Annotated in this window: 21 protein-coding genes and 2 tRNA genes; 14 read left to right on the top strand and 9 right to left on the bottom strand. The window is 57.4% G+C overall.

Annotated elements, in window-relative coordinates:
- The first annotated feature begins 79 nt into the window (after window positions 1-79).
- The gene (locus AC2FIC_RS01120) at window positions 80-472 is read left to right on the top strand and encodes a DUF302 domain-containing protein (protein WP_496690916.1); all 393 of its coding nucleotides are present in this window, start codon (window positions 80-82) and stop codon (window positions 470-472) included.
- Window position 473: 1 nt separating this feature from the next.
- On the opposite strand, the gene hisA is transcribed toward AC2FIC_RS01120, so the two are convergent.
- Entirely contained in the window at window positions 474-1,193 is a 720-nt protein-coding gene (gene hisA, locus AC2FIC_RS01125; protein ID WP_496690915.1) for a 1-(5-phosphoribosyl)-5-[(5-phosphoribosylamino)methylideneamino]imidazole-4-carboxamide isomerase, read from the bottom strand.
- Window positions 1,194-1,327: 134 nt separating this feature from the next.
- Here hisA and AC2FIC_RS01130 point away from each other — a divergent pair, with 134 nt between their 5' ends.
- A complete protein-coding gene (locus AC2FIC_RS01130) occupies window positions 1,328-1,735 on the top strand; it encodes a DUF2147 domain-containing protein (RefSeq protein ID WP_496690914.1) in 408 nt (135 codons plus the stop codon).
- A gap of 4 nt (window positions 1,736-1,739) precedes the next feature.
- Here AC2FIC_RS01130 and hisH read toward each other — a convergent pair whose 3' ends face one another.
- Both hisH and hisB read right to left on the bottom strand, forming a co-directional pair.
- The gene (hisH, locus tag AC2FIC_RS01135; protein WP_496690913.1) at window positions 1,740-2,378 is read right to left on the bottom strand and encodes an imidazole glycerol phosphate synthase subunit HisH; all 639 of its coding nucleotides are present in this window, start codon (window positions 2,376-2,378) and stop codon (window positions 1,740-1,742) included.
- Complete coding sequence (gene hisB, locus AC2FIC_RS01140) at window positions 2,379-2,966, bottom strand: imidazoleglycerol-phosphate dehydratase HisB (RefSeq protein ID WP_496690912.1); 588 nt, start codon at window positions 2,964-2,966, stop codon at window positions 2,379-2,381.
- A 154-nt stretch (window positions 2,967-3,120) separates the two neighbouring features.
- On the opposite strand from hisB, the gene AC2FIC_RS01145 reads away from it, so the two are divergent.
- The gene (locus AC2FIC_RS01145; RefSeq protein ID WP_142636899.1) at window positions 3,121-3,360 is read left to right on the top strand and encodes an Lrp/AsnC family transcriptional regulator; all 240 of its coding nucleotides are present in this window, start codon (window positions 3,121-3,123) and stop codon (window positions 3,358-3,360) included.
- On the opposite strand, the gene AC2FIC_RS01150 is transcribed toward AC2FIC_RS01145, so the two are convergent.
- From AC2FIC_RS01150 to AC2FIC_RS01160, 3 genes are all read right to left on the bottom strand, one after another.
- Window positions 3,357-3,512 (bottom strand): hypothetical protein, encoded by a 156-nt coding sequence (locus AC2FIC_RS01150; RefSeq protein ID WP_496690911.1) that lies wholly within the window; start codon window positions 3,510-3,512, stop codon window positions 3,357-3,359. The two genes, AC2FIC_RS01145 and AC2FIC_RS01150, sit on opposite strands and share 4 nt — an antisense overlap.
- 55 nt (window positions 3,513-3,567) lie before the next feature.
- Window positions 3,568-3,642, bottom strand: a tRNA-Gly gene (locus AC2FIC_RS01155).
- Window positions 3,643-3,675: 33 nt separating this feature from the next.
- Window positions 3,676-3,750 (bottom strand) — tRNA-Gly (locus AC2FIC_RS01160).
- A 201-nt stretch (window positions 3,751-3,951) separates the two neighbouring features.
- On the opposite strand from AC2FIC_RS01160, the gene AC2FIC_RS01165 reads away from it, so the two are divergent.
- The 3 genes from AC2FIC_RS01165 (at window position 3,952) to AC2FIC_RS01175 (ending at window position 5,392) form a co-directional block, all read left to right on the top strand.
- Window positions 3,952-4,335: an MAPEG family protein gene (locus tag AC2FIC_RS01165; RefSeq protein WP_496690910.1), complete on the top strand. Its 384-nt coding sequence runs from the start codon at window positions 3,952-3,954 to the stop codon at window positions 4,333-4,335.
- Window positions 4,336-4,561: 226 nt separating this feature from the next.
- Window positions 4,562-5,035 (top strand): hypothetical protein, encoded by a 474-nt coding sequence (locus AC2FIC_RS01170; RefSeq protein ID WP_496690909.1) that lies wholly within the window; start codon window positions 4,562-4,564, stop codon window positions 5,033-5,035.
- 222 nt (window positions 5,036-5,257) lie between these two features.
- Window positions 5,258-5,392 (top strand): hypothetical protein, encoded by a 135-nt coding sequence (locus AC2FIC_RS01175; RefSeq protein ID WP_496690908.1) that lies wholly within the window; start codon window positions 5,258-5,260, stop codon window positions 5,390-5,392.
- Between the two features lie 53 nt (window positions 5,393-5,445).
- On the opposite strand, the gene AC2FIC_RS01180 is transcribed toward AC2FIC_RS01175, so the two are convergent.
- Together AC2FIC_RS01180 and AC2FIC_RS01185 are read right to left on the bottom strand one after the other, a co-directional pair.
- Window positions 5,446-8,883 carry a pyruvate carboxylase gene (locus AC2FIC_RS01180; RefSeq protein ID WP_496690907.1) on the bottom strand — a complete coding sequence of 1,146 codons (3,438 nt, stop codon included), beginning with the start codon at window positions 8,881-8,883 and terminating at the stop codon, window positions 5,446-5,448.
- A gap of 601 nt (window positions 8,884-9,484) precedes the next feature.
- Window positions 9,485-11,272 carry a sensor domain-containing diguanylate cyclase gene (locus AC2FIC_RS01185; RefSeq protein ID WP_142635191.1) on the bottom strand — a complete coding sequence of 596 codons (1,788 nt, stop codon included), beginning with the start codon at window positions 11,270-11,272 and terminating at the stop codon, window positions 9,485-9,487.
- Between the two features lie 181 nt (window positions 11,273-11,453).
- Here AC2FIC_RS01185 and AC2FIC_RS01190 point away from each other — a divergent pair, with 181 nt between their 5' ends.
- Window positions 11,454-13,850 carry an ATP-dependent helicase gene (locus tag AC2FIC_RS01190; protein ID WP_496690906.1) on the top strand — a complete coding sequence of 799 codons (2,397 nt, stop codon included), beginning with the start codon at window positions 11,454-11,456 and terminating at the stop codon, window positions 13,848-13,850.
- Window positions 13,851-14,244: 394 nt separating this feature from the next.
- Here the strand turns inward: AC2FIC_RS01190 and AC2FIC_RS01195 are convergent, their stop codons facing one another.
- Window positions 14,245-14,469 (bottom strand): DUF1127 domain-containing protein, encoded by a 225-nt coding sequence (locus AC2FIC_RS01195; RefSeq protein ID WP_496690905.1) that lies wholly within the window; start codon window positions 14,467-14,469, stop codon window positions 14,245-14,247.
- Window positions 14,470-15,387: 918 nt separating this feature from the next.
- On the opposite strand from AC2FIC_RS01195, the gene mraZ reads away from it, so the two are divergent.
- From mraZ to mraY, 7 genes are read left to right on the top strand one after another with little or no spacing between them, the layout of a single operon-like run.
- The gene (mraZ, locus tag AC2FIC_RS01200) at window positions 15,388-15,855 is read left to right on the top strand and encodes a division/cell wall cluster transcriptional repressor MraZ (RefSeq protein WP_246097158.1); all 468 of its coding nucleotides are present in this window, start codon (window positions 15,388-15,390) and stop codon (window positions 15,853-15,855) included.
- Between the two features lie 4 nt (window positions 15,856-15,859).
- Window positions 15,860-16,852 (top strand): 16S rRNA (cytosine(1402)-N(4))-methyltransferase RsmH, encoded by a 993-nt coding sequence (rsmH, locus tag AC2FIC_RS01205; protein WP_496691041.1) that lies wholly within the window; start codon window positions 15,860-15,862, stop codon window positions 16,850-16,852.
- Window positions 16,849-17,217, top strand: coding sequence for a cell division protein FtsL (ftsL, locus tag AC2FIC_RS01210; protein WP_142635053.1), 369 nt, complete (start codon window positions 16,849-16,851; stop codon window positions 17,215-17,217). The genes rsmH and ftsL overlap by 4 nt, the downstream gene beginning before the upstream one ends.
- Window positions 17,214-19,001 carry a peptidoglycan D,D-transpeptidase FtsI family protein gene (locus tag AC2FIC_RS01215; protein ID WP_496690904.1) on the top strand — a complete coding sequence of 596 codons (1,788 nt, stop codon included), beginning with the start codon at window positions 17,214-17,216 and terminating at the stop codon, window positions 18,999-19,001. Before ftsL ends, AC2FIC_RS01215 begins: the two co-directional genes overlap by 4 nt.
- A 21-nt stretch (window positions 19,002-19,022) precedes the next feature.
- A complete protein-coding gene (locus AC2FIC_RS01220; protein ID WP_496690903.1) occupies window positions 19,023-20,504 on the top strand; it encodes a UDP-N-acetylmuramoyl-L-alanyl-D-glutamate--2,6-diaminopimelate ligase in 1,482 nt (493 codons plus the stop codon).
- Window positions 20,501-21,895 carry a UDP-N-acetylmuramoyl-tripeptide--D-alanyl-D-alanine ligase gene (locus tag AC2FIC_RS01225; protein ID WP_496690902.1) on the top strand — a complete coding sequence of 465 codons (1,395 nt, stop codon included), beginning with the start codon at window positions 20,501-20,503 and terminating at the stop codon, window positions 21,893-21,895. The genes AC2FIC_RS01220 and AC2FIC_RS01225 overlap by 4 nt, the downstream gene beginning before the upstream one ends.
- 24 nt (window positions 21,896-21,919) lie before the next feature.
- Complete coding sequence (gene mraY, locus AC2FIC_RS01230) at window positions 21,920-23,002, top strand: phospho-N-acetylmuramoyl-pentapeptide-transferase (RefSeq protein ID WP_282021459.1); 1,083 nt, start codon at window positions 21,920-21,922, stop codon at window positions 23,000-23,002.
- Window positions 23,003-23,176 lie beyond the last annotated feature (174 nt).

Below are 23,176 nucleotides of genomic sequence, written 5' to 3' on the forward strand. Positions count from 1 at the left end.
CCCAATTCATCAGGAGATCAATGAGATGCGTAGACTCTTTTTAGCAACCACTTTCATTTTCGCAGGAGCAGCTGCCGCAATGGCTGACGATATCATCAAGATGAAGACCGACAAATCGGTGACCCAGGCGCTGGACGCGCTTGAGACGGCGATTGGCAACGCGGGTGCAACGGTTTTTGCGCGGATCGACCACGCCGCCGGAGCTGAAAAGGTCGGAACGCCGATCCCGCCCAATCAGGTGCTGATTTTCGGCAATCCTGCGCTGGGTACGCCTGCAATGCAGATCGACCCCCGTGCCGGACTGTTCCTGCCGCTCAAGGTGCAAGCGTATGAAGATGCCGACGGTCAGGTTTGGCTGATCTATGAAGATCCAAAAGAGACGATGGATGAGTTCGACGCGGTCGAAAACTCTCCCATCATCGAGAAAATGCGCGGGGCGCTGGCAAAGCTGACTGCGGCTGCCGCGCAGTAAATCAGGTCAGGGCGCGAATGGCCTCTGCCAGGTCAATCGCGCCGTCATACAGCGCCCGGCCGGAAATCGCGCCGTTCAGTTCCACACCGCAATCACGCAGAGCAATCAGATCATCCAATGAGCTGACGCCGCCTGACGCGATCACCGGGATCGATACGGCACGGGCCAAGTCCGCGGTGGCCTCAATGTTAGGGCCCTGCATCGCGCCATCGCGGTTGATATCAGTATAGATGATTGCAGCAACGCCGGCATCCTCGAAGCTGCGCGCCAGATCAGTGACCTGCACATTCGTCTCTTCAGCCCAGCCTTTGGTCGCGACCATGCCGTTGCGGGCATCAATGCCAACGGCAACTTTGCCGGGAAAGGCTTTGGCCGCCTTGCGCACCAGATCCGGGTTCTCGACCGCGATTGTGCCCAGAATCACTCGGGCCAGACCTTTGTCGATCCAGGTTTCAATGGTGGCCATGTCGCGGATACCGCCGCCAAGCTGGGCGGGAACGTTGCATTCCTTCAGAATTGCCTCGACTGGGGCGGCGTTGACCGGCTCACCGGCAAAGGCACCGTTCAGGTCAACCAGATGTAGCCATTCGCACCCCGCGTCGACAAAGGCACGGGCCTGGGCGGCGGGGTCTTCATTGAACACGGTCGCTTTGTCCATTTCTCCGCGCAGCAGGCGCACGGCCTGTCCGTCTTTGAGGTCGATGGCAGGATAGAGGATCATGTTGTCAGGCCTTGAATCGCTGTTTTCCCGGCGGGATATCGCACAGGCAAGGCAGGGGATGCAACGCGACGCAAAGTCAATCTTGCCCCACGTCCACCAGCGCGCCAGACTGCTGGTCAAATAGGGAGGATTTTATGAAGAAAACAACTTTTGCAGCAGCCTTGGGGCTGGCATCTCTGATTTCGGGAGCGGCGACGGCCGACCCGGTTGACGGTCTTTGGAAAACCCAGCCCGGAGACACCGGCGGATATCTGCATGTTTCGATTGCCGAATGCGGCAGCGCGATTTGCGGTACCATCGATACCGCTTTTGACAAAGACGGGAATGAACAGTTGGAATATGAAAACCTCGGCAAGCAGATCATCTGGGATATGGTGCCCGATGGCGACGGCACCTATGGCGGGGGCAAGATCTGGGCTCCGGACAGAGACAAGACCTACAGCTCGAAAATGACCCTGGACAGCCAGAACAAACTGACCGTCAAAGGTTGTGTTGCGGGTGGATTGGTGTGTCGCGGGCAGGACTGGACACGGGTTCAGTAACCGCTCAGGGCGTCCAGGTCAGGAAATTCCCGATCATGCGCAGGCCAACATCCTGACTTTTCTCAGGATGGAACTGCATCCCGACCATAGTGTCACGGCCAATCACGGCCGTGACGTCCTGACCGTAATCCACATAGGCCAGACGCTGTGCCGGATCGCTGACCCGGAAATGGTATGAGTGGACGAAATAGGCGTGATCGCCTGATGTGACCCCGGCAAAGACAGGGTGTTCGCTTTCCAACACCAGATCGTTCCAACCCATATGCGGCACTTTCAGCGACCGGTCTGACGGCGCAATCTGCACCACATCCCCAGCAATCCAGTCCAACCCATCAGTGTCAGTGTACTCATGACCTTTCGAGGCCATCAGCTGCATACCCACGCAGATACCCAGAAATGGGCGGGCTTTCTGCTCGACCGCTTCGACCATCGCGTCATAGATACCCTTGTGCCCGCGCAGCTCGGCCGCGCAGGCAGGGAAAGCGCCGTCGCCGGGCAGCACCAGGCGGTCGGCGCGTGCAACGACATCCGCGTCTGAAGTTACTACGACCTCGCCGGCGTCCAGTTCCCGCGCCATGCGCTGAAACGCCTTTTCAGCGGAATGCAGATTGCCGCTTTCATAGTCGATAATGGCGGTGAGCATTTACAACGCGCCCTTGGTCGACGGAATCGCATCTGCTTTGCGCACATCAGTCTCAACCGCGTCGCGCAATGCGCGCGCAACAGCTTTGAACGCCGCTTCTGAGATGTGGTGGCTGTTGAACCCGTGCAACTGGTCGAAATGCAGCGTGATGCCGCCATGAGTGGCCAGCGCCTGAAAGAACTCGCGCACCAGTTCAGTGTCGAAGGTGCCAATCTTGGGTGTCGGCAGGTCTACGTTCCAGATCAGAAACGGTCGCCCTGACAGATCCAGCGCACAGCGCACCTGTGCATCGTCCATCGGCAGGTGACATTCGCCATACCGCCGGATGCCCTTTTTGTCGCCCAAGGCCTGTGTCAACGCTTGCCCCAGTGCGATTCCGGTATCCTCGACCGTGTGGTGGTCGTCGATGTGGTAATCGCCCTTGGCGCGGATCGTCATGTCGATCAGAGAATGGCGCGCTAACTGATCCAGCATGTGGTCAAAGAAACCGACGCCGGTCTGATTGTCATACTGGCCAGTCCCATCCAGATTGACCTTGACCGTGATCTCGGTTTCGGCGGTCTGACGGCTGATCTTTGCGCTGCGCATGGGCGAATTCCTTTTACTACAGGCGTGCTTATAGACGGGGTAGGGCGGGTTGATCCAGACCATCCGTCGCAATCGCCGCAAACTGTTGCAGGGGATTGCGCCCGGGCGCAGCCCATGTCAGCCTGCGGCCAACTCAACCAACAAGGCTCGGCCCATGTCCACTTGTGTTTTCATCCAGATCCGCTGCAAACCTGGCACCACTTACAAGGTGGCTGAAGAGATCGCGTTGCGCGAAATCCACTCGGAGCTCTACTCTACCAGCGGCGAATATGACCTGCTGCTGAAGCTTTACATCCCCGAGGCCGAGGATGTGGGACATTTCATCAATGAAAATCTGCTGGTGATCTCGGGTATAGAACGCTCGCTGACCACAATGACGTTCAAGGCCTTCTAGCCCTGCTCAAACGTGGTCACGCGGAAGATTCGGTCCGGGTCGTGATTGGAGTACTTCGGCGCGGTGTCAAAGACGTTCTTACGCGCCGTCCGCGCGGCCAATGTGAAGGCGGCTTTGTTCGGTTGCGGCATATGAACATATACGCGGGTCATGCTTTTCAGCAGGCCGCGCCATAAGAAAACAGCGTTGAGTGAGAGGGTTTGTATCTGGAGCGGGCGAGGCGATTCGAACGCCCGACCCTAACCTTGGCAAGGTTATGCTCTACCCCTGAGCTACGCCCGCATCAGATACATATTTGGTCCGGAGACCTCTCAATGGAGCGGGCGAGGCGATTCGAACGCCCGACCCTAACCTTGGCAAGGTTATGCTCTACCCCTGAGCTACGCCCGCGCCGTTGAGTGAGGCGTGAAGTATTAATTCTGGCGGAAAGCTGCAAGGGGAAAAACGCGACTTTTGCAAAAAATCTTCTCGTGCGGAGGAAATCCAGACAGACTTGACCTCGCGTAGCAGCAGCCCGGTTCAACTGGACCGGTCGAGATTCCGCGTTAAGCTTTGCCCAGAGCTTAGGAATATTAATAGACGGAGCCACCCATGCTGACAATTACACCGGTTTATGCGGCATTAGCCGCCTTTTTGTATCTGGCGCTGAGCCTTCGGGTCATTGGCCACCGACGGGGCGAAAAGGTTTCCTACGGGGATGGTGGCAAGGGGCAAATGATCAAGGCGATCCGAACTCATGGCAATTTCGCCGAATACGCGCCGTTTGCGCTGTTATTGATGGCAATGGTTGAATTGCAGGGCGCCAGCGGGTTGCTGTTGAACCTGTTGGGATTGGCCTTGCTGGGTGGTCGCCTGCTTCATGCATATGGGTTTGGCAGGTCTCCGCAGATCGTTATCCTCAGGCAAATCGGAATGCTGTTGACATTTGGTTCAATCCTCGTAGCTGCAATAGCCAATATTGTGCTGGCGGTGTGAGCGCGGTGGGTCGCTCACGCCGAAAAAGGCCACCGTTTTACCCAAATTCAATTATTAACTAACTGTCAACGTTATCTCAGGTGCTTGATTTTGTGGTATCTGCTGCCACTGCTCAAGAAGGACAGGTGAATAATATGAAGCGGTTCTTGTTACTTTCGCGTGTAGTTGCACCTCATTTCTGCTGCTTGGCGCTGTAAGCTTTGTGGCAGTTGTTGCCGCACCTGATATGGCCATCGCCAAAAATGGCGGCGGCAATGGCGGTGGCAAAGGCAATGGTGGTGGAAATGGGAACGGCGCGGATAAGTCTGGCGACAAGTCCTCACAGGTGAAAGGTGGCAAGTCCTTGGGTAAAAAGGGGACGGGCAAAGGGTTGCTCGCCAGTCTTGGCCTGAAAAAGCAAAAAACTGCCAAAACGGGCGCTACGACTCAAAAGAAAAACGGGCTGGTCGCTTCGATTGGTAATCTGGTCAAGGGCAATAAGAAACCTGCCAAGATGACCAAAGTTACCACTGCTGTCGTTGATGAGAAGCCGGTTCACCCCAACAAGCACGGCAAAATTGCATCGGAGCTTAAAGGTCTGAACGCGGCCCATGCCAGCCAAACGGCTCTTATGAATGCGTCCCCGAACAGTATGCCAGGAAAGCTGTACTCTTATCAGCAGAACATCCTTGGTCATACCGACGCGACGACAGATCTGTAGGATAAGAACGACGATCTGGAAGACCTGCAGGAACTGACCGCAGAAGAGATCGAAGAGGCCTATGAGCCGACCGAGGACGAGCTTGCCGAGGGCATCACCGCTCAGGACAAGTACGACGAAGCGGTCGAAGAGGCTGAGCTGGCTGTAGAGGAGGCCGAGACAAACCTGGCCGGATCTTCCGACCCGCAAGAGGCTCTGGATACTCTGACCGGCGGTCGCGAGTTGTCTAACGACGCCCTGAACGAGCTGCACGACCTGCTGGGTCTGCCGGCGCTTGCGGATTATGATGTTTTTGATGATGAAACAGAAAAGGAGTTGGTCGAAGATGAGGTTGAAGAAGAAACCGTAGACGGCTGAACCTTAACCCAATGAAATGGAAAAGGCGCGCCCCAGAGGCGCGCCTTTTTTTGCTATTCCAGCTCGATCAGCAGGTCCTTGGCGTCAATTTGGCCGCCTGGCTGAACGTGGATGGCTTTGACTACGGCGTCCCTTTCGGCGTGAATGCCAGTCTCCATCTTCATGGCCTCGATGGTCAAAAGCATATCGCCTTCTTTGACCTCTTGTCCCGCAGTAACCGCAACGGTTGCCACGACACCCGGCATCGGTGCGCCGATATGTGCGAGGTTGCCGATTTCTGCTTTGGGTCGGGCCTGCGTGGTTGATGTCACCAAACGGTTTGGCACCCGGATCACACGGGGCTGACCGTTCAGTTCAAAGAACACTTTGACCTCACCATTTTCATCGGTTTCACCGATGGCCTGACAGCGAATTTCCAGAGTCTTGCCGGGATCGATTTCCGCGGCGATCTCTTCGCCGGGCTCCATTCCATAGAAGAATGTGCGCGTGGGCAGGGTGCGGACGGGGCCATAGATCCGATGGCGACCCATGTAATCAAGGAACACCTTGGGATACATCAGGTATCCGTTCAGATCCTCGTCGTCGACCTCTTTGCCGTCCAGTTGTTTGGACAGTTCGGCGCGCGTTTCCTCCAGATCGACCGGGGGTACGTCTTTGCCGGGGCGGTCAGTGTTGGGGCTTTCGCCCTTAAGCGCCTTGCTGATGATCGCATCAGGGAACCCGCCCGGAGGCTGCCCCAGATTGCCGCGCATCATGTCGATGACCGAATCCGGGAAGGCCACGTCCGAGTCCGGGTTTTCGACATCGGCGCGCGTCAGCCCTTGGCTGACCATCATCAGCGCCATATCGCCAACCACTTTTGACGAAGGCGTGACTTTGACGATATCGCCGAACATCTGGTTCACGTCCGCATACATCTGCGCCACTTCATGCCAACGCTCTTCCAGGCCAAGGCTGCGCGCCTGAGCCTTGAGGTTAGTGAACTGGCCACCGGGCATCTCGTGCAGATATACCTCGGATGCAGGGGCCTGCAGGCTAGATTCAAAGGCCGCATACTGGCCTCGGACCACCTCGAAATAGTCGCTGATTTCACGGATGGCCTTGATGTCCAGGCCGGTGTCGCGTTCCGTATGGCGCAGCGCTTCGACCACAGTGCCCAATGTCGCCTGAGAAGTGTTGCCACTGAAGCTGTCCATCGCGCAATCCACTGCGTCCACACCCGCCTCGGAGGCGGCCAGAATGGTGGCGCTGGCGATACCGGCAGTGTCGTGCGTGTGGAAGTGGATTGGCAACCCGACCTCTTCTTTCAGCGCACGGATCAAAATCTTGGCCGAGGCTGGTTTCAACAGGCCGGCCATGTCTTTCAGGCCCAGAATATGAGCCCCGGCATCGCGCAGCTCTTTCGCCATGCCAACATAGTATTTTAGGTCATATTTGGCACGGTTCGGGTCCAGAATATCGCCAGTATAGCAAACGGTGCCTTCACAGATTTTACCGTTCTCGACCACCGCATCCATCGCGACACGCATATTTTCGACCCAGTTGAGAGAGTCGAAGACGCGGAACACGTCGATATTTTCTGACGCCTGACGAACGAATTCCTGCACCACGTTGTCGGGGTAATTGGTGTATCCAACCCCGTTTGCACCGCGCAAAAGCATCTGGGTCATCAGGTTCGGCATCACCTCGCGCAGGTCACGCAGACGTTGCCACGGACATTCCTGCAAGAACCGATAAGCCACATCGAAAGTGGCGCCGCCCCAGCATTCGACGCTGAACAGCTGCGGCAGATTGGCCGCATAGCTCGGGGCCACTTTGATCATGTCGATCGACCGCATCCGCGTCGCCAGCAGCGACTGGTGCCCGTCGCGCATCGTGGTGTCGGTGATCAGCAACTGGCGCTGAGCCTTCATCCAATCGGCCACCGCCTGCGGGCCCTTTTGTTCTAGCAAGTTGCGGGTGCCCATCTGCGGCTCACTTTTCAGGGCCGGGGATTTGGCCTCTTTCAGATCGGTACGCGGTTCGGGACGATCCTTGGTTTCGGGATGCCCATTCACGGTGATATCCGCAATATAGGTCAGAACCTTGGTGCCCCTGTCACGGCGTCGTTTAAAGGTGAACAGCTCGGGCGTCGTGTCGATGAACTTGGTGGTGTATTCATTCGACAGGAAGGTCGGGTGTTTCAGCAGGTTGATGACAAAGTCGATATTGGTGCTGACGCCACGAATACGGAATTCGCGCAGCGCTCGGTCCATTCGCGAAATCGCGGCCTGTGGCGTCGGGGCCCAGGCCGTGACCTTGGTCAGCAGCGAGTCGTAGTACCGCGTGATTACACCACCCGCATAGGCCGTGCCGCCATCCAGGCGAATACCCATGCCAGTAGCCGAGCGGTATGCGGTGATGCGACCGTAGTCGGGAATGAAGTTGTTCTGCGGGTCTTCGGTTGTGATCCGGGTCTGAAGGGCATGACCGTTCAGGTGCACATCCGCTTGGCTGGCGGCGCCGGTGGCTTCGGCCAACGATTTACCCTCGGCGATCAGGATCTGTGCCTGCACAATGTCGATACCTGTGACTTCTTCGGTGACGGTATGTTCCACCTGAACGCGCGGGTTCACCTCGATGAAGTAGAACTTGCTGGTTTCCATATCCATCAGGAACTCGACGGTGCCTGCGCATTCATAATTTACATGGGCGCAAATCTTGCGGCCCAGTTCGCAGATTTCCGCGCGTTGTTCTTCGCTGAGATACGGGGCAGGCGCGCGTTCCACGACTTTCTGATTACGGCGCTGGACCGAGCAGTCGCGCTCATACAGGTGGTAAATTTCGCCATGTTTGTCGCCCAGAATCTGCACCTCGACATGGCGGGCGCGGATAATCATCTTTTCCAAATAGCCCTCGCCATTGCCAAAGGCAGCCTCGGCTTCGCGGCGGCCTTCCAGGACCTTTTCTTCCAGTTCGCCCTCGGATTCGATTGGGCGCATGCCGCGGCCACCTCCGCCCCAGGATGCTTTGAGCATCAGGGGATATCCGATCTCTTTGGCTTGTGACCGGATCGCGTCCATATCGTCGCCCAGCACTTCGGTCGCAGGGATCACCGGAACTCCGGCGGCGATGGCCACGCGGCGGGCGCTGGCCTTGTCGCCCAAGGCGCGCATGGTTTCGGCCTTTGGTCCAATGAAGGTGATCCCGTTCTGGACGCAGGCATCCACGAAATCTGGGTTTTCCGACAACAAGCCATAGCCCGGGTGGATGGCATCCGCACCACATTCCTTGGCCACGCGAATAATCTCGTCAATGCTGAGGTAAGCGGCAACCGGCCCCATCCCCTCGCCGATGCGATAGGCCTCGTCCGCCTTGAAACGGTGCAAGCCAAGCTTGTCCTCTTCCGCATATACGGCGACTGTGCGTTTGCCCATCTCATTCGCAGCGCGCATCACGCGAATAGCAATCTCGCCGCGGTTGGCGATCAGGATCTTGTCGAAATGTGTCATATCAGGTCCCGGTCCTGTTTGTTTGGCGAACTTCTAGGCGAACAATACGCGCAGGTATATCGGTGATTTGGGTAGAACCGGCATGTTAACGCTCGCAAACGCCTCCTGTTGGTGAATGCTTGATAGCCTTGCTGCGCTGCGGCATCAAGACTGGTGAATTGCGGCGTGATTTGGCGTGTTCATTAAAGACTTTTTGGCCACGGTCGGCAGGTGCTTTCCCAAGTTTCGACACAGCAGGCAAGTTGCGCGCATGGTCGTGCCGGGTGCCGAGCCGATTGACTTCAAGAACGTTGGGAACGAAAGGCCTGACCGTGTCCGGTTATCGTGGATGTGCAGCCCCGAGAGGTTTTTGGCAGATCGTTTGCGTGCTGCTTGCCTCAAATTATTGCGTTACTTCTTTATCCAATCCTCTGAAAGATCACCGACCGTTTAAGAGTCTAGGGATTGTGCCGCTCAAAAGCGATAGGGCTGACTAGGACGGTTGGCAAGATCGCGATGTGGCCAAGATGTTGGTGAAAGCTAACAAGTATAGAAGTGGCTACCTTGCCCGCTCAGTCAGGCGCCGAGTAACTGAAGTTTTTGCTAAGTATTAGCTAGAGCTTCACGCCGCCGCGACTGGGCCTGAAGTCCGAACCTTTTGGCCGTTGCTATCAGCGGACCCGGTTTCGGTTGGCGTTCCCTTGGCGACTTGCACCTGATTGCGCCCTTTGTCTTTTGCCATATACAGCGCGTCATCGGCGGCGCGCATCAAATCTTGCGGCATGGTGCCATGCGCCGGGTAATGCGATACACCAACCGAAATCGTTATTCGCGGCAGCGACTTGTCACCGTATCGGACCGAAACCGCTTCGACCGACTGCCGTAACTTCTCGGCACGGCTCACCGCGTCATCCGGGGTGTTGTCCGGCAAGATCAGCATGAATTCCTCTCCACCAATACGGCAGGCAACCTCGTCCCGGTCACAGCCCTGTTCCAAGGCGGCTCCGACTGCGCGCAGCACCATGTCACCTGCATCATGGCCATGAGTGTCGTTGAACTTCTTGAAATGATCGACATCAACGGCGATCAGGCTCAGCGGTACACCGGTCTGTTGACTGCGTGAAATAGACTTGCGCAGGGTTTCCGTCATATGACGACGGTTGAACAGTCCGGTCAAAGGATCACGCACGGACTGGTCGTGCAGCTGATCGCGCATCCTCACATTTGCAATGGCCATGCTGATCTGTTCAGCGCAGAGCTGCGCCAGTTTCCTGCTGACGTGAAACTCTTCTTCGCAGTTTTCATGTGCCCGAAGATGCAACAATCCAACCGTCTCGCCATGAGCCAGAATCGGAAAGCAGAAATATTGGCGCCCGTCATGCGGTTCGGCATGCTCGCAGATGAAGTCAATCTCTGAGGCGCCGAATTCATATGTGCGTCCTCGGCGCAGGCCCCAGCAACCCTCTGGGTGGATATGTGCCTTATGGGTGCCGCCGTTCCAACTGGCGCAGCCATCAAGCACATCGCGCGAGTTCGAGTAGACGTAAACGCTGCCCTCTGCTTCGGGCAGGATATGGGTCATAAAACGTGAGACCATGTCGAACAGCTCATCCAGAGAACGGCTGGATTGCAGCCACTCGTTCAGCTCCCCTAGCAGCCGCACCTCACGCGCCAGCCGCAACTGGTCAGCCATCAGATCACGCTCTTTCTCGGATTGTTTGTGCAAAGAGCGCAGTTGCGCCCGGTTGGTCCTGTAGGTCACCAATGACACCATCGCCAGTGCCAACAGGGCCACACCGCTTAGAACGATCAGCGAAATTCTCAGCCGGGTTATGAAGGTCGCCCGCAAATCCGAGATATCGGTAAAAAACTCTATCGCACCGATGAAGCGACCGTTTTTTGTAACCGGCATAAAGACTTTGACTATGTGATGCGCACTGGAGTTCTGAATGTTGCCTGTGTGCAAGTCCAGGCCGTCAATCTCGGATAGGGGCACAACCTCTTGTAAATAGTACACCATTCCCCGGGCAACATCGGCGCGAAAGAACGCGCTGTCTTCGCGCAGGCCGACCTCACCTTGACGAGTGGACCAGACCACGCGTCCACTCGTGTCGAACAACCTGAACCGGTAGACATCCGATGCTTCGGGCATCGAGGTCAGAAACTCTGCGTCATGCCCGTCTATATGGCCGGTTCGCAGCGTTGTTTCGGGGTCTTCAAGATGCAAAACAACGCGGCGTTTCCACAATTCTGACTGCTTGAGGATATCTGTCCGCAGCATCCGTTCCACCAAGGGCGCAGGGAGCCTATAGACACCCCAGCCCGCTCCAATGGCGAGGCTGATCAGCAATAGGGTGATCCCGGTCCATTTGAGTCGATGATTGATCGTCCCCCGCTCAGCCAATGCCATATCCATATGCTCCCAAACCTTTGAGCCAAGCATCTGACCTAAGGCTTTACAGAGAGTTAATGGCATCAGTCGAACACCGCTTCATTTGGTTAGAATTGAACGCAAGGAAAATCTTAAAAGCTTGTGAACAAGCCGTGAACAAAGCCTTTCCCTTTGCGCCCATCCGGCGTAGTTTGAGAGTATGAGCAGTTTTGACGAAATGGACGCCTTCGAGGGCGCATCGCTGTCGGCGCGGGCGATGCCTGCGGTGGCTGCCGACTATTTGAACGACCTCAACCCGGCACAGCGCGAAGCGGTCGAGCGGCTGGACGGTCCGGTTTTGATGCTGGCAGGTGCCGGCACGGGCAAGACCAAGGCACTGACCGCGCGGATCACCCATCTGCTCAGATCGCATCGGGTACGCGAGAACGAGATTTTGGCCGTGACCTTCACCAACAAGGCCGCGCGCGAGATGAAAGAACGGGTCGGGCGCATGCTGGGCCGACCTGCCGAAGGGATGCCGTGGCTGGGAACGTTCCACGCGATCTGCGTCAAATTGTTGCGCCGCCATGCCGAACTGGCGGGCCTCAAGTCGAATTTTACCATTTTGGATACGGATGACCAAAAGCGCTTGCTCAAGCAACTGACTCAGGCAGCCAATATCGACGACAAACGCTGGCCTGCGCGGATGCTGGCCGGGATCATTGATGACTGGAAAAACCGCGCGCTGACACCAGATAGAGTGCCTGCTGCGGATGCCGGAGCTTATAATAACAAAGGCATTGAGCTTTATGCCCAATACCAGACCCGCCTGCGTGAGCTGAATGCGGTGGATTTCGGCGATCTGCTGTTGCACGTGGTGACGATCTTTCAAACCCACCCGGATGTGCTGGAGCAATACCAACGCTGGTTCCGCTACATCCTTGTCGACGAGTATCAGGATACCAATGTCGCCCAATATCTCTGGCTGCGTCTGCTGGCCGGGGGGCATAAGAATATCTGCTGTGTTGGCGATGACGATCAGTCGATCTATGGCTGGCGCGGGGCTGAGGTGGGTAACATCCTGCGGTTCGAGAAAGATTTTCCCGGTGCTTTTGTCGTTCGGCTGGAACAGAACTACCGCTCGACCCCGCATATTCTGGCGGCGGCTTCGAACGTTATTCGGGGCAATGAAAGCCGGTTGGGCAAAGAGCTTTGGACCGACAGAGAAGAGGGTGAAAAGGTTCGCCTGATTGGACATTGGGATGGTGAGGAAGAGGCGCGTTGGATCGGAGAAGAGATCGACGCGATGCAGGGCGGGACGCGTGGCGTGCGCCCGATGAACTTGGACGAAATGGCTATCCTCGTGCGCGCGTCGCACCAGATGCGCGCGTTCGAGGATAGGTTTCTGACCATTGGGATGCCCTACAAGGTGATTGGCGGGCCGCGGTTTTATGAGCGGATGGAGATTCGCGATGCCATGGCCTATTTCCGGTTGGCGGTCAGCCCCGAGGATGATCTGGCGTTCGAGCGGATCGTAAACACGCCCAAGCGCGGCCTTGGGGACAAGGCGCAGCAGACCATTCAAGTGGTGGCGCGTGAAAACGGGGTGTCCCTGGTCGAAGGGGCGCGGATCGTGGTCGAGCAGGGGCTGATCAAGGGCAAGGGTGGCAAGGCGCTGCGCGAGTTGATCGACGGGCTGGCTCGGTGGAATGCGATGACACGCGGACCACGGATCGAAGTGGATGATGACACCGTCATTGATGACGGGGTGTCTCCGATCCGCTATGGCGCGCCCGAGCGCACGCATATCGAACTGGCGCAGATCGTGCTGGATGAATCCGGCTATACCGCCCATTGGCAGAATGAGAAAACGCCCGAGGCGCCGGGCCGGCTGGAAAACCTCAAGGAACTGGTCAACCAACTGGACAATTTCGAGAACCTGCAAGGGTTTTTGGAACATGTCAGCCTGGTCATGGACAATGAAAAGGAAACGGATGGGGCAAAGGTCTCGATCATGACTCTGCATGCGGCCAAGGGGCTGGAGTTTCCCGCCGTGTTCCTGCCGGGTTGGGAGGACGGGTTGTTCCCGTCGCAGCGGTCGATGGACGAGACCGGAATCAAGGGGCTCGAAGAGGAACGGCGTCTAGCCTATGTGGGCATCACCCGTGCCGAAGAGGTCTGTACGATTTCCTTCGCCGCCAACCGCCGGGTGTTCGGGCAATGGCAGAATTCGATGCCATCACGGTTTATTGACGAACTGCCCGAGGAGCATGTCGAGGTTCTGACGCCTCCGGGGCTCTATGGCGGGGGGCAGCCGTCGGCCGGGATCGAAACCCGCGCGGCTGAGGCAAATGTCTATAACTCACCCGGCTGGAAACGGCTGCAGGCGCGGCAGGGACAATATGGCATGTCGCAACCGCGCGAAACCCGCAACACGGTGATCGACGCAACCGCGGTGGCAAGTTTCACGCTGGGCGAGCGGGTGTTTCACAAGAAATTCGGCTATGGCGCAGTGGAGGGCATCGAGGGCGACAAGGTTGAGGTCGCGTTCGACAAGGCGGGCACCAAGAAGGTTGTTGCCCAGTATCTTTTTCCGAAGGACGACGTACCGTTTTAACCAAAAGGAATGCGCCTGACGGCGCATGCTCAATGTTTTGAAAGGCGCCTGGGTGGGCGCCTTTTTCTTTGGGAGAAACGAAAAACGGCGGTTCCCAGGGAGGAGGAAGGAAACCGCCGTTCTTTTCAACACCAAGGCAGGGAGGAGGAGAGCCCCGATGTATCCGAACCCGGGTTTGATCCCGGTATGAGGAAGACGCGGCGACGTCAGGGAGGAGGAGAGACGTCGCCGCGTACTTTCAACATCAGGGCAGGGAGGAGGAGAGCCCCGATGTATCTGCTTCCGGCGTTCAGGGCCGGTATAAAAGGCGGCAACGTCAGGGAGGAGGAGAGACGTTGCCGCAGATTACAGACCCAAGGGAGGAGTAGGGTCTGATCTCTGTATTGCTGTGCGCTTAACGCGCGAATTGTTCTTCTGCGGCCTGCATTGCCAGCCGACGGATCATTGAGCGGTGCAGGCCCAGATCGGCCAACTCGTGATCGGACAGCTCGGACAGTTCGTTAACCGTCTGGCGGTAGGCCCGATAGCGTGCAAACCGGGTCTTTGCGGTTTCGATCATCGAAGCCAGGCCGAATGCCGGAGCGCTTCTCAGAGCGGTTTGTTGTGTTGCTACACCCATCTGCGTAACCCGTTTCGTATGTTGGTGCCGAAGTGTTTCGGCGTTTGCTTGAGGATGAAAATAAGCAAATGCTGCGATTGCACAATAGTTGACGTCGTCAATGCTGCTATGCAGCAAATGCATGGATATCAAAGAGTTGAATGTTGGCAATCGAATATGCCTTAAAAATATGGGTTTGAGTTGCGCCAAGGGTGTCGCTTCTAATGCGGTTCCACTGAAAACCATAGGATCGTGACGTAAGGTCCGATTGCTTCGGTACGGTTATCGAAGAAGCCGAATGGCTGTGGTCGTGCGTATATGGGAAATCGTGGGTTCAGGTGGTTTTTAGTAACTTGGGAGTGCGTGGGAACCGAGCCACCTTTGTTGATTCGTAGTTTGGAATGGAGGATTTGCTGGCTCTATCTACCGGGAATCGATGAAAGTGAAAAAATGTTGGGAATTCATGGGATGCTCATAATTTCTCTGATTTGTCTATATATGGTTGCTTTGAGGTAGTTGTGTTCTAATTCTGGTGTATAAATAGAGTTTCTATTCATTTTCTTATCGATTACATTGTGAGTTGGGACGTGAGTGTGAGAAATTTTCTATTGATTTCCATGAATTCCCATGCCATCCCTTGGTTATCCGATGAGGACGAGGCACATGGGGCGCTAAACGACCCCGAACCAATAAAATCAGGTTTCATACAGGCATCTCGCTTTCATCAATCAAGAGATCCGGCGCGCGGGCGAGCAGACATCCCCCCAGGTGGCGCGCGCAGCTGGACATCCCGCAAAGCGGGTCAATGCGGCGGGTTGATCAGTGGCAGCAGATCAACCCGCCGTTTTAATTCTGGGGGGAGTGAGAATTTCAAGTGGGGCGCAAGCGAAAGGGACAGTCGTCTTGGCGCGCAGGTTTAGAGGTGAAAGCCACCATAAGGTGGACACGAAGGGCAGGGTCTCGATCCCGGCCTCGTTTCGCCGTGTGCTTGAGGCTTCTGACCCCAACTGGCAGCCCGGTGACAATCCCGAACTTGTAATTGTTTATGGCGACCACCGGCGCAAATTCCTTGAATGCTATACCATGCAGGCGATTGACGAAGTTGACGCCAAGATTGATGCGCTTCCACGGGGTTCAATGCAGCGGAAGACACTGCAGCGCATGTTCCACGGACAATCCTTTCCGACAAACGTGGATGAGACCGGGCGTCTGGTTCTACCCGCCAAGCTGCGCAGCAAGATTGACCTAGAGGGTGAAGCCTTCTTTATTGCCGCTGGGGACACGTTCCAGATCTGGAAGCCTGAAACCTACGAGTCTGATGAATTGGCGGCGGCCGAAGAATGGCTGGATGATCAGCCCGAAGATTTTGACCCTCTGGTGTTCCTAGATGGCGTCGGGGACGCGTGACGGCATGGCCGGTGCGCAACCCTCTTCTGACAAACCACATATTCCGGTATTATTGCGCCCTTTGCTGGCTGCGGTCTCTCCGGTGTCGGGTGTTTGGTTGGACGGAACCTTTGGTGCCGGGGGATATACCCGTGGCCTGCTCGAGGCAGGCGCGGACAAGGTCGTCGGCGTTGATCGTGATCCGCTGGCCTTTGAAATGGCCGCGGACTGGGCCAAGGGCTATGGCGATCGGCTGGTGATGCAGCCCGGCGTCTTTTCGCGTCTGGACGAATACGCGCAGGACTTGGACGGGGTGGTGCTGGACCTTGGGGTTTCCTCCATGCAGCTGGATTTGGCCGAGCGTGGCTTTTCCTTTATGAAGGACGGCCCGCTGGACATGCGCATGAGCCAGGACGGCGAAAGCGCGGCTGATCTGGTCAACACTGCAAGCGAAGCGCAGCTCGCCGACATCCTGTTTCACTATGGTGAAGAACGCGCCAGCAGGCGAATTGCCAGGGCTATCGTAAAGGCGCGGGCGGAAGAGCCGATCACAACCACTTTGCGGTTGGTGGGGCTTGTCGAATCCTGTCTGCCCAGGCCCAAACCCGGTCAATCGCATCCCGCGACACGCAGCTTTCAGGGGCTGCGCATCGCGGTGAATGCAGAATATGAAGAATTGTTCCAGGGCCTGATGGCCGCTGAGCGCGCGCTGAAACCGGGCGGGCAGCTGGCTGTTGTGACATTCCATTCGATCGAAGATCGCATGGTAAAGCGGTTCTTTCAGTCGCGGGCGGGCAAAACCGGCCGGGCCAATCGCTATGCGCCCGAAATTGAGCAGGACCTGCCGCAATTTACGCTTAAAACCCGTAAGGCGGTGGGGCCGGACGATCAGGAATTGCAGGAAAATCCGCGTTCGCGCTCAGCCAAGCTGCGTGTTGCTGTGCGCACCGAGGCTCCGGCAGGGGAAATTGAAGCCCGTGCCATTGGGATGCCGCAACTAGGGGGAAGGGCAAAATGAAGAGTGTATTGTATGTGTTGACTGCCTTGGCCGTGTTCGGGGTGGCCCTTTGGGCGTATCAAGAGAACTACCGCACCCAGCAAGTTGTGAAAGAAACGCAAACACTGCAACGAGAGATCGGCGTGGCACAGGTCCGACTGGCCGTTCTGAATGCGGAATGGGCTTATTTGAACCGTCCTGATCGTCTTCGAGAGCTGGCGGATCTGAATTTTGAACGTCTCGGCCTGCTGCCCTTGCGAGCAGAGCAGTTCGGACGCGCGGATCAGGTTGCCTATGCCGAGGATCCGGATCTTCCGATTGTCGATCCCATCGAATTGCAGGCGATAACCAACATTAAGGCGTTGGGAGAGGTGCAGTTCCCATGACGCGCACGCCCCTCCGCCCTCTGGCCCGTGTCCTGGATGCGCGCGCACGCGGTGAAAACCCCAAGGTTATCGAGCGCGAAAACATCCAGAAGCGCCATGAAGATATGAAGGACAGGGCCCGCGCTCGGGCCGAGGGCCGTTTGCTGGTGCTGGGTCTTTTCTTCTTTTGCGCCTTCTCGGTGGTTGGCGTTCGGATGGGGATGCTTGCGACATCCGAGGCGCAAGAGCCCTTGGCCAACGCCCCCGGTGCCACAATCGCGATGCAGCGCGCCAATATTGTTGACCGCGAAGGGCGCATTCTGGCGACCAACCTGGACACCTATTCCGTCTATGCCCAGCCGCCGTTGATGATCGATCCGATTGCCGCCGCGGATCAACTGGTGGCAATCTTCCCGGATTTGGAAAAAGAGCGTCTGATCAAGGATTTCACCGGCAACCGCAAGTTCCTGTGGATCAAAAAGCGTATCTCGCCCGAGCAGAAGCAAGCCGTGCATGACATCGGTGATCCAGGTATTCTGTTTGGCCCCCGCGAAATGCGCCTTTACCCGAATGGCAAGCTGGCAGCACATATCCTTGGCGGGTCAGGTTTTGGGCGTGAAGGCGTGAGCGCTGCCGAGGTGATAGGCGTGGCCGGGATTGAAAAGCAGTTTGACGATTATCTGCGGGACCCTGCCAACGGAAACAAGCCGCTGCAACTCTCGCTGGATCTGACTGTACAGGCCGCTGTCGAACAGGTGCTTTTTGGTGGCATGAAGATCATGAACGCCAAAGGCGCCTCAGCCGTTTTGATGGATGCGCATACGGGCGAGGTCATCTCGGCGGCGTCGCTGCCATCCTTTGATCCCAATGATCGCCCGCGCCCCCCGACGTCGGGGTTCGATCCATCGGACAGCCCTTTGTTCAACCGCTATGTGCAGGGCGTTTACGAGCTGGGATCGGTGTTCAAGATATTCACCGCCGCGCAGGCAATTCAGCTTGGTCTGGTGAACTCTGAAACGATCATCGACACCTCGGGTCCGATGAAAATCGGGCGTTTTCCGATTGGTGAGTTCAACGGCAAGAATTACGGCAAGATCAGCGTGGCGGATGTGATCGTCCACAGCTCGAACCGGGGTACTGGGCGTCTGGCGCTGCAAATTGGCGCGCAGCGGCAACAGGAATTCCTGCGTTCGCTGGGCATGTTCGAACCCACCCCGTTCGAGATTGTCGAAGCAAAAGGTGGCGAACCGCTCAAGCCCAAGAAATGGGGTGAGCTGAGCACCGTGACCATTTCTTATGGCCATGGCTTGTCGACCAGCCCGATGCATCTGGCTGCGGGGTATGCGGCGATTGCCAATGGCGGATACTATGTCAGCCCGACCATTTTGCGCCGGAGCGGGTCACAATATGGCCCGCGCGTGATGTCTCTGGGGGCTGCGACGCAGGCACAGAAGATGCTGCGCAAGGTTGTCACCGATGGCACGGCCAGCTTTGGCGATGTCGCCGGGTATGACGTGGCGGGCAAAACCGGTACCGCAGACAAACCCAAGCCGCGCGGCGGGTATTATGATGACAAGGTCATTGCCACATTCGCCACGATCTTCCCGGCTTATGATCCGAAATACGTGCTGATCGTCACGCTGGATGAACCGTCCATCGTGGCCTATGGCGAAAAGCGCCGGACGGCGGGGTGGACAGCCGTCCCTGTGGCCGCGGAATTGATCGGACGGATTGCCCCACTGCTGGGCCTGCGTCCCCGGCTTGAGCCTGAGGCGCGCGCTGCTATAACGCTGACCTCGAATTAGGCGTCCGGCGAAAGGTGGGTCATGGGCACTAGGACTAAGAAACTCAGCCAACTGGCCCTGACTGCGCGCGCAGGTGCGAACCCCGACATCACCGGGTTGGCCGTTGATAGCCGCGAGGTCAAAGACGGTTATCTGTTTGCGGCACTTCCGGGAACGCGGGTCCATGGCGCAGAGTTCATTCAATATGCTCTGCGCATGGGGGCCGCCGCAATCCTCACCGATGCCGAAGGGGCCGAGGTCGCAGCGGGCGTGCTTGCGGGGACGGATGCCGCGCTGGTGGTGGTTGAAGACCCAAGGCAGGCGCTGGCAGGATGCGCAGCACTGTGGTTCGGAAAGCAGCCTCAGACCATCGTGGCTGTGACGGGGACCAATGGTAAAACCTCTGTCGCGACCTTTGTCCGCCAAATCTGGATGGAACTGGGTCATGCCGCCGTCAACCTGGGCACAACCGGGGTCGAAGGCGCATGGACGGCCCCTTTGGCGCATACAACGCCCGAACCGATCACCCTGCATCGGTGTTTGGCCGAGGCGGCTGAGAATGGCGTGACGCATGCGGCGATGGAGGCATCCTCGCATGGTCTCGAGCAGCGCCGCCTCGACGGGGTACAGTTGGCGGCAGCGGGTTTCTCGAATTTCACCCAGGATCATCTGGATTATCACGAAACCTTCGAGGCGTATTTTGCCGCCAAAGCAGGACTTTTCGACCGCGTGTTGCCTCAGGACGGCACGGTTGTGGTCAACATGAGCGATCCAAAGGGTGGGCAGGTTCGTCGTATCGCTGAAACCCGTGGACAAAATGTGCTGACCGTTGGATTGGGTGATGCAGATCTGTGTCTGCTCAATCAGCGCTTTGATGCAACCGGGCAGGATCTGCGGTTTTCGTGGCAGGGTAAGGTTTATCAGACCCGATTGAACCTGATCGGTGGGTTCCAGGCTGAAAACATCCTGCTGGCATGTGGGCTGGTGATCGCTGGTGGCGAAGATCCCACGCGTGTTTTCGAGACCCTGCCGCATCTGACGACGGTCCGGGGACGGATGCAACTGGCTGCGACGCGTGAAAACGGGGCTGCTGTGTTTGTCGATTACGCCCATACGCCAGATGCTGTGGCCACGGCACTCAAGGCTTTGCGCCCTCATGTTATGGGCCGGCTGATTGCCGTCATCGGTGCCGGCGGAGATCGTGATGCGACCAAGCGCCCGCTGATGGGCAAGGCTGCGACCAATAACGCTGATGTGGTATTTGTCACCGACGACAATCCCCGCACCGAAGACCCGGCCACCATTCGTACTGCGGTGATGCTGGGCGCGCCCGAGGCGACCGAGGTGGGTGATCGTGCCGAAGCCATCCTGCGCGGCATAGATGCCCTGCAACCGGGTGATGCGCTGCTGATCGCCGGTAAAGGGCACGAGACAGGACAGATCGTGGGCGATCAGGTTTTACCTTTCGACGACGTAGAACAGGCCAGCATCAGCGTGGCCGCCCTCGATGGGAGGGTGGCATGACGCTCTGGACTGCGGCTGAGGCGGTTGCGGCCACTGGCGGGCGTGCCACCGCCGATTGGCAGGTCAATGGCGTATCCATCGACACCCGCACATTGCAGCCCGGAGATCTGTTTGTTGCGCTGAAGGCGGCGCGCGACGGCCACGATTTTGTGGCGCAAGCGCTTGAGAAGGGCGCAGGCGCAGCGCTGGTCTCGCAGATACCCGAAGGCGTTTCCCCGCACGCGCCGTTACTGATCGTCGAGGACGTGCAGACCGGGCTTGAGGCGCTGGGACAGGCGGCTCGTGCCCGGACAGAGGCGCGCGTGGTCGGTGTAACCGGCAGCGTCGGCAAGACATCGACCAAAGAAATGCTGGTCAACATCTTGGAAATTCATGGGAAAACACATGCCAGCGTTGCCAGCTACAACAACCATTGGGGGGTGCCGCTGACGCTTGCGCGGATGCCGCGCGATACCGAATTCGCTGTGATCGAGGTCGGGATGAATCATCCCGGAGAGATTGCTCCGCTGGCGCGTCAGGCCCGTCCACACGTGGGATTGGTCACCACAGTTGCGGCAGTCCATCTGGAAGCATTCGAGTCGGTTGCAGGTATTGCGAAAGAGAAAGCCGCGATATTCGAAGGGTTGGTCCCAGGCGGTGCGGCCATCGTGAATGCGGATATCGAACACGCCGACATTCTGCGCCAATACGCAGATGAGGCCGGAGCAGGGATCGTCGATTTTGGGCGCGCTGCGTCAGATTACGTGCTGACCGATGTTGTGCAGAAACCGGACTCGGTCCATGCAACGGCCAGGGTCGACGGAAAAGCCATCTCCTTTGATGTGCAATCAGCAGGCACTCATTTTGCCATGAATGCACTTGGGGCATTGGCGGCCTGCGTTGAACTTGGTGTCGACCTGAACGAAGCCATCGCAGGCTTGGGCAACTGGTTGCCGGTAAAAGGTCGCGGCGTTCGCGAGCAGATTTCACTGGCGGATGGTGGTCAGGTCGAATTGCTGGACGACAGCTATAACGCCAATCCAACTTCGATGGAGGCTGCCTTGGAAGTTTTGGCCGCCTCACAGGGCAGGCGCCGGATCGCGTTTCTGGGTGATATGAAAGAGCTGGGCGCGCAAGAGATCCCCATGCATGCAGCGATGGCGAATGTCGCGGCTATGACGCAGATGGATCAGGTTCACTGCATTGGCCCGCTTATGAAAGCGCTTTACGATGCGTTGCCAGCGGAAAAGCGCGGATTTTGGTTTGAGACCAGCGTTGAGATGGCTGAACGGCTGCCAGAGCTGATCTGCGCAGGCGACACTGTTCTGGCCAAAGGATCACTCAGCATGGCACTGGCGCGAATTGTTGACGGTTTGCGGGAAATGGGGCAAGGGGACGCGCTTGAGCCATGATCGCCGCACGGGAAAGGTATTGATATGCTCTATTGGTTGACCGGCCTGTCGGACGGAGGGGATTTTTTCAATCTCTTCCGGTACATCACGTTCCGGGCGGGCGGTGCCTTTATGACAGCGCTGATTTTCGGGTTTATCTTTGGCAAACCGCTGATCAATGTTCTGCGCCGCAAGCAGGGCAAAGGGCAACCGATCCGGGATGATGGCCCCGAGGGGCACTTTTCCAAGGCGGGTACGCCGACCATGGGCGGCTTGCTGATCGTGGGCGCGCTTGTCACATCGACACTGGTTTGGGCACGGTGGGACAACCCCTATGTCTGGATGGTCTTATTCGTAACGCTGGCCTATGCCGCCATTGGGTTTGCAGATGACTATGCCAAGGTCTCCAAGCAAAACACCAAAGGTGTTTCGGGGAAAATGCGGTTAGGACTTGGTGTGGTTATCGCAGTTCTTGCGTCTATTTGGGCCACGATGCACCACCCTGAGGCGCTGCAGAATCAGCTTGCTGTGCCGGTATTCAAAGACACGCTGCTCAATCTGGGGATATTCTACATTCCCTTCGCGATTGTCGTGATCGTTGGGTCCGCAAATGCGGTGAACCTGACTGACGGGCTGGACGGGCTGGCGATCATGCCCGCAATGATCGCCGCATCGACCCTGGGGATTATCGCCTATGCGGTGGGCCGGGTCGACTTTACCGAGTATCTGGATGTGCATTACGTGCCCGGAACCGGCGAGATCTTTATTTTCACCTCGGCCCTGTTCGGTGCTGGCCTTGGGTTTCTATGGTACAACGCGCCGCCTGCTGCCGTGTTCATGGGCGATACTGGATCGCTTGCCTTGGGCGGCGCTTTGGGCGCGATTGCGGTGGCCACCAAACACGAGCTGGTTCTGGCCGTCGTCGGAGGTCTGTTCGTGGTCGAAGCGCTGAGCGTGATCATCCAGGTGCTGTACTTCAAACGCACTGGACGCCGCGTGTTCCTGATGGCCCCGATCCATCATCACTATGAGAAAAAGGGCTGGGCAGAACCCACCATCGTAATCCGGTTCTGGATCATCTCTCTGATCCTGGCGATGATCGGTCTGGCCACGTTGAAAGTGCGCTAACAAGGCCTTTTCCTTGCAGGTTTCGCCCGAACTCAGGCGAAATCCACCTTCCAAACGCGCCACATGCCGGTATGGTGGCGCAATAGATTATGGATTGGTGCGGCGTTGGATTGGCTTGCAGATTTTGGGTTTTCCATTTGGGCTTGGTTTGGGGATGAGGATCACCAAAACAGG

It is taken from the genome of Ruegeria sp. CDSC079 (genome assembly GCF_059610505.1).